The following is a 5,569-nucleotide window of genomic DNA, read 5'->3' as shown; positions in this document are numbered from 1 at the left end:
AGCGCAAGTGGACACCGGAGCCCGGCGCGCCCCAGGCGCGCAGCTGGTCCGCGCCGCCGCCGACCCGGGTCGAGCATCAGCCGGTGCCGCCGCCTCCGCCACGCGCGGCCCGTCCCCAGCCCCAGTACCAGCCGCATCCGTCAGGGCCGACCGCCGACGAGGCGCGCACCGGCGCGATCCCGATGGGGCACCATCAGCCTCCACCGCCCCGGCCACCGCACACGCCTCCGCGAGGCGCGCGGCCGTACCCGGATCCGTCGCAGCGGCAGACCGAACCCGTCCGGCGCCGCCCGGGCGGGTTCTACGACGACCAGCCGCCGGGCAGCGGCGAGTACGAGCACTACGACACCGGCGGCTACGCGGGCGAACCGCGTGAAGTGCCGGAACCCGCGCAGGAACACCCGACGACCGCGGTCCCGCCGCGCGCCGGCTCCCTGCCGAAGATGCCGAAGAAGATCACGGTCACCCGGGTCGCTGCGATGCGCAGCCGTCAGCTCACCGGGCAGGCCGTCGGCGCGTTCCAGCGCGCGACGAAGGCGGACGGGGCCGACAAATCGGGCCTGACCTCGCTGACGTACGCGGTGATGCTGAACTACGCCAGCGACGCCGCGATGGCGATCGCGCTGGCCAACACGCTGTTCTTCGCCGCCACCAGCGGGGAGAGCAAGGGCAAGGTCGCGCTCTACCTGCTGATCACGATCGCTCCGTTCGCGCTGGTCGCGCCGGTGATCGGCCCCGCGCTGGACAAGATCCAGCGTGGCCGCAGGCTCGCGATGTGCGTGTCCTCGGCCGGTCAGGCGCTGATGGCCGTCGTGATGGCGCTGCACTTCGACGACTGGCTCCTGTACCCGGCGGCGCTGGGCATGATGGTGCTGTCGAAGTCGTTCACCGTGCTCAAGTCGGCGGTGACCCCGCGCGTGCTGCCACCCGAGATCACGCTGTCGAAGACGAACGCCCGGCTCACCGTGTTCGGCCTGGTCGCCGCTGGTGCGTTCGGCGCGCTGGCCAGTGGTTTCAACGCGTTGTGGGGTTCGCAGGGCGCGCTGTGGTTCACCGTGCTGATCTGCGTCGCGGCGGCGGTGCAGTCGATGCGGATCCCCTCCTGGGTCGAGGTGACCGAGGGCGAGGTCCCGGCGTCGCTGTCCGCGCATCCGGAGCGGCGGGTCAAGAAGCAGCGTCAGCCGATGGGACGGCACATCGTCGTCTCGCTCTGGGGCAACGGTTCCGTCCGGGTGCTGACCGGGTTCCTGATGATGTTCTCCGCGTTCGCGGTGAAGGCGCAGACCGAGGGCAGCGGGCAGAGCCCGTTCAACCAGCTGCTGCTGCTCGGCGTCATCGGCGCCGCGGCCGGGGCCGGCGGGTTCCTCGGGAACGCGCTGGGCTCGCGACTGCACTTCGGTAAACCGGATCAGGTGATCCTGGCCTGCGTCGGGGCTTGTCTGGGCATGTCGATCATCGCCACCGTGGCGGCCGGGCTGGCGACGGCGGCGATCGTCGCGCTCGTCGGCGCGACCGCGAGCGCGCTGGCGAAGATCAGTCTCGACGCCGTCATCCAGGAAGACCTCCCCGAGGAGTCGCGGGCGTCGGCGTTCGGCCGCTCCGAGACCGTCCTTCAGATGGCCTGGTGCTTCGGTGGCGCCGTCGGCCTGCTGCTGCCGCCGACGTACTGGATCGGGTTCCTGGTGCTGTCGATCCTGCTGGCCGTCGGGTTCACGCAGACGTTCATGGTCCGGCGCGGCACCTCGCTGGTCCCGGGCCTCGGCGGCGACCGGCCGCTGCGCCCGGAGCCGACCAGCGAATCGCCGATCCCCTCGGAGGCCGGTGACTCCCGGTGGCGGCCGGGCTCGTAATCTGCACCGTATGCGGCGACTTCGTATTTTGGCCCTGCTCGCGGCGGGTGGTTTCGTGGTGGCCGGTTGCTCGGCCCCCGGCCCCGAAGAGGTGACCTTCTTCGCCGACGGCAACACGGTGAACGTCGCCCCGCTGGCGTCGTGCGACATCAAGAGCGCCCAGTGCACCACCAGGCCCGACTCCGCGGGCAAGCTGCGCGTCCGGCCGGGGAAGCCGGTGCAGATCTCGGTGCCGAGCGCGATCGCGGAAACGCCGTGGAAGGTCACGGTGCAGTACGTGAACGCCCAAGGCGAGCCGCAGGAGCTCAAGCAGGACATCATCACGTCGCTGGACCGGTTCGCCTACACCGTGACGACGCCGAAACCCGACGACCAGATCCTCGTCGTCGAGGTCGCGCAGGCTTCGGTGATCAGCCAGACCGGACGTCCGGAGGACGCGGAGGCGGTCACGACGGCGATCTGGTCGCTGCAGGTCGAGACACCGGCCGTCTGAAGTCACCCCCAGCTCGATGACATGAAAGGCCCCTTCATTGCAAAATTTGCAATGAAGGGGCCTTTCATAGCACTCACGAGAGCGCGGCCGATCAGGGATCGAGGTCCCGGGCGACGGCGCGCATGATCTCGGCGATCTGCTTGGTGTGCTTGCGGTCCGGGTAGCGATTGCGCCGCAGATCCGGCTGCACCTTGAGTTCGAGCAGCTTGATCATGTCCTCGATGAGCCCGTGCAGCTCCTCGGCGGGACGACGGCGCGCCTCGGCGACCGAGGGCGGCGGGTCCAGGAGCCGGACGGAGAGCGCTTGCGGGCCGCGGCGGCCGTCGGCGACACCGAACTCGAGGCGCTGGCCCGCCTTGAGCCCTTCGACGCCCTGCGGCAGCGCGGCTTTGCGGATGTAGACGTCGGCGCCCCCATCCTGGGTGACGAAACCGAAACCCTTCTCCGCGTCGTACCACTTGACCTTGCCGGTCGGCACTTTCCTCACCAATCCTTTGCTGTCCCGCTCACGACGAACGCGCCCGGGGGCGTACCCAGGGCGCGCGTTCCCATAAGCGTATCTCGACACATGCCCTGTGGAGAAGCGGATACCGGCGGATACCCTCTGGTTCATGGAGACCGCAGTTAAGGAGGCCGCTGTGGCCGTCCCCGAAAAGCCCCGGAAACCGATCCTCATGCGCGTGGGCATCGGCCTTTTCGCGCTCGGCATGATCGCCGTCACAGCGGTTTTCGTCATGTTCGCCGCCGGACTGGAGAACCTGCCGGTGTGGCTGTCCGCCGCGGCGGGCGTCGTCACACCGCTGGGGCTGGCCCTCGGCTTGATCGCCCTGGTCCGCGAAGCTCGCCGAAAGAGCTGAACCACCCGGGGAACTCGCTCAGCGAGTCCAACACCACATCGGCGCCCTCCGCGAGCAGCTCGTCCTTGGTGCACGGGCCCGTCGTGACCCCGACGGGCACCGCGCCCGCCGCCAGCGCGCCGCGGACGTCGCCGAGGTGGTCCCCGACGTAGACCTGGGCGCCGTGCTCGATGAGCGCGGCGGCCTTCTGCGTCGACCACAGCTCGCCGACCAGGACGTCGACCTCCATGCCGAGGGCGTCCAGGTGGAGTTTCGCGTTGGGCCCGTACTTGCCGGTGACGACGACGGTGCGCCCGCCCGCCTCGCGGACCGCGTGCAGCGCTTCGGCCGCCCCGGGCAGCGCGACCGTCACCGGCACGACGGTCTCCGGGTACATCGCGCGGAATCGCGTCACCAGCTCGGGGATGCGCTCCTCCGGCGCCCCGAAGCCGCGCAGGCTGTCGTCGAGGGGCGGGCCGAGGTTCGCCGCGAAGAACTCGCCGTCCAGCGGCAGGCCGGACTCCACGCCGAGCGCGTTCATCACCGCGACCATGCCCGGCCGCGGATCGATCAGTGTCATGTCGAGGTCGAACCCCACGGTGATGCCCACACCGGCCACGGTAGCCGCCGCCACCGACTGATTTACATCGGCCAGTTTCTCGTCAACGCCGTTGACATGGACGTGATCTGTGTCAAGCTGGAAATGTGGGCGAGATCACGAGCTTCTCCGATCGGACCAAGGCCTCTCTGCGGGAGGCACTGCTCGACGCGGCCACCGAGCTGCTCACCGAACACGGCTTCACGGCCTTGCGGATGGCGGACGTCGCCGCGCGCGCAGGGGTGAGCAGGCAGACCGTCTACAACGAATTCGGCAACAAGGCCTCGCTCGCCGAGGCCGTGGTCCTCCGGACGACGTCGGAGTTCCTGGAGGGCATCCGGCTGCGCGTCCAGGACGCGCCGCACCTGCTCGACGGCATCCGCGAGGCCGTCGTCTACACGATCGACCACGCGCGGGAGAACCGTCTGGTCGCCGCCGCGTTGGGCACCGGAGCCGGCGAAGACCTCCTTCCCCTGCTCACCACCAAGGGCGAACCGATCCTGACCGCGGCCACCGAGGTCGCGGCCGGGCAGTACCGCGAGTTCGAGCCGGCGCTCTCACCGGAGTCCGCCACGCTGCTGGCGGAGACCGTCGTGCGGCTTTCCCTGTCCCATCTCGTCATGCCGACGCATTCGGCGGACGAGGCGGCGGCCGCGGTCGTCGCCGTGCTGGCGCCGTCCATCCGGGCGCTGACCACCGATTCGAAGGAGACCTCGTGACCGACACGCTTCCCGAGCTGCGGACCGGTTTTTCCTCGTTGCGCGAGGGCGGGCTGAACTGGGATTCGTTCCCGATGCGGCTGTTCGCCAAGGGCAACAAGAAGTTCTGGAACCCCGCCGACATCGACTTCTCCCGCGAACGTGAGGGCTGGGACAGCCTCAACCCGGAACAGCAGCGGTCGACGACGTACCTGGTGGCGCAGTTCATCGCGGGCGAGGAGGCGGTCACCGAAGACATCCAGCCGTTCATGCGGGCGATGTCCGCGACCGGTCGTTTCGGCGACGAGATGTACCTGACGCAGTTCTGTTTCGAAGAGGCCAAGCACACCGAAGTGTTCCGCCGCTGGATGGACGCCGTCGGGCTGACCGGGGATTTGCATCCCTACGTCGCGGAGAATCCGCACTACCGCAAGCTTTTCTACGAGGAGCTGCCGCAATCCCTGCGCGCGCTGGAGGCGGATCCCAGTCCGCTCAACCAGATCCGCGCGAGCGTCACCTACAACCACGTCATCGAAGGCAGTCTCGCGCTGACCGGGTACTACACCTGGCAGCTGATCTGCACGCAGCACGACATCCTGCCGGGCATGCAGGAACTGATCCGCCGCATCGGCGACGACGAGCGCCGTCACATGGCCTGGGGCACCTTCACCTGCCGCCGTCACGTCGCCGCGGACGACTCGCTGTGGGACGCGGTGCAGCAGCGGATGGGCGAACTGCTTCCCCACGCGCTCGGCATGATCCAGTGGGTGCAGGACCAGTTCGAGGAGATCCCGTTCGACAACGATCCGCAGGAGATCATCCAGTACGCGGCGGACCGGGCGCAGCGGCGCTTGGGCGCGATCGAGTCCGCGCGCGGGATGCCGGTGGAGCAGATCGACCTCGACTATTCGCCGGAGAACCTCGAAGAGACCTTCGGCGAGGAAGACGCGAAGGCGATCGCGGAGGTCGCGGCCAACTCCGCGGCCTGACAGTCCGTGGCAATCTAGTGCCCGATTGATGCCTGCATGAGCGGTTTCGTGACGGGGTCGTGAGTGATAAAGAGGGTTCTAACCCTCTTTATCACTCACGACCCC

The 5,569-nt window shown here is 69.0% G+C and carries 7 protein-coding genes; 5 read left to right on the top strand and 2 right to left on the bottom strand.

Translation table 11 applies throughout. The annotated features are described in order from the left end of the window. Both CFP71_RS42630 and CFP71_RS42625 read left to right on the top strand, forming a co-directional pair. On the top strand, positions 1-1,850 hold a 1,850-nt coding region (locus CFP71_RS42630), incomplete at its 5' end, for an MFS transporter (RefSeq protein ID WP_208636167.1). Between the two features lie 28 nt (positions 1,851-1,878). Then, complete coding sequence (locus tag CFP71_RS42625) at positions 1,879-2,343, top strand: DUF2771 family protein (RefSeq protein ID WP_093939465.1); 465 nt, start codon at positions 1,879-1,881, stop codon at positions 2,341-2,343. A gap of 91 nt (positions 2,344-2,434) precedes the next feature. Here CFP71_RS42625 and CFP71_RS42620 read toward each other — a convergent pair whose 3' ends face one another. Then, positions 2,435-2,821, bottom strand: coding sequence for a cold-shock protein (locus CFP71_RS42620; RefSeq protein ID WP_007033367.1), 387 nt, complete (start codon positions 2,819-2,821; stop codon positions 2,435-2,437). Between the two features lie 133 nt (positions 2,822-2,954). Between CFP71_RS42620 and CFP71_RS42615 the strand changes: the two genes are divergently transcribed. Beyond that, positions 2,955-3,200, top strand: a complete 246-nt coding sequence (locus CFP71_RS42615) for a hypothetical protein (protein ID WP_077241208.1) — start codon at positions 2,955-2,957, stop codon at positions 3,198-3,200. Here the strand turns inward: CFP71_RS42615 and CFP71_RS42610 are convergent. Next, complete coding sequence (locus tag CFP71_RS42610) at positions 3,136-3,789, bottom strand: HAD family hydrolase (protein WP_093939468.1); 654 nt, start codon at positions 3,787-3,789, stop codon at positions 3,136-3,138. The two genes, CFP71_RS42615 and CFP71_RS42610, sit on opposite strands and share 65 nt — an antisense overlap. Before the next feature lie 95 nt (positions 3,790-3,884). Here CFP71_RS42610 and CFP71_RS42605 point away from each other — a divergent pair, with 95 nt between their 5' ends. Both CFP71_RS42605 and CFP71_RS42600 read left to right on the top strand, forming a co-directional pair. Next, positions 3,885-4,496 carry a TetR/AcrR family transcriptional regulator gene (locus CFP71_RS42605; protein WP_208636166.1) on the top strand — a complete coding sequence of 204 codons (612 nt, stop codon included), beginning with the start codon at positions 3,885-3,887 and terminating at the stop codon, positions 4,494-4,496. After that, entirely contained in the window at positions 4,493-5,464 is a 972-nt protein-coding gene (locus CFP71_RS42600; RefSeq protein WP_093939464.1) for a R2-like ligand-binding oxidase, read from the top strand. Before CFP71_RS42605 ends, CFP71_RS42600 begins: the two co-directional genes overlap by 4 nt. Positions 5,465-5,569: the final 105 nt, after the last annotated feature.

It is taken from the genome of Amycolatopsis thailandensis, assembly GCF_002234405.1.
Classification (GTDB): Bacteria; Actinomycetota; Actinomycetes; order Mycobacteriales; family Pseudonocardiaceae; genus Amycolatopsis; species Amycolatopsis thailandensis.
Note: the sequence above shows the minus strand (reverse complement) of the source record. Positions and strands in the feature narration are given on the sequence as shown.

Excerpts from the sequence above, each read along its gene's own strand:
- CFP71_RS42615 (WP_077241208.1), top strand. The coding sequence starts at position 2,955 with ATGGAGACCGCAGTTAAGGAGGCCGCTGTGGCCGTCCCCGAAAAGCCC.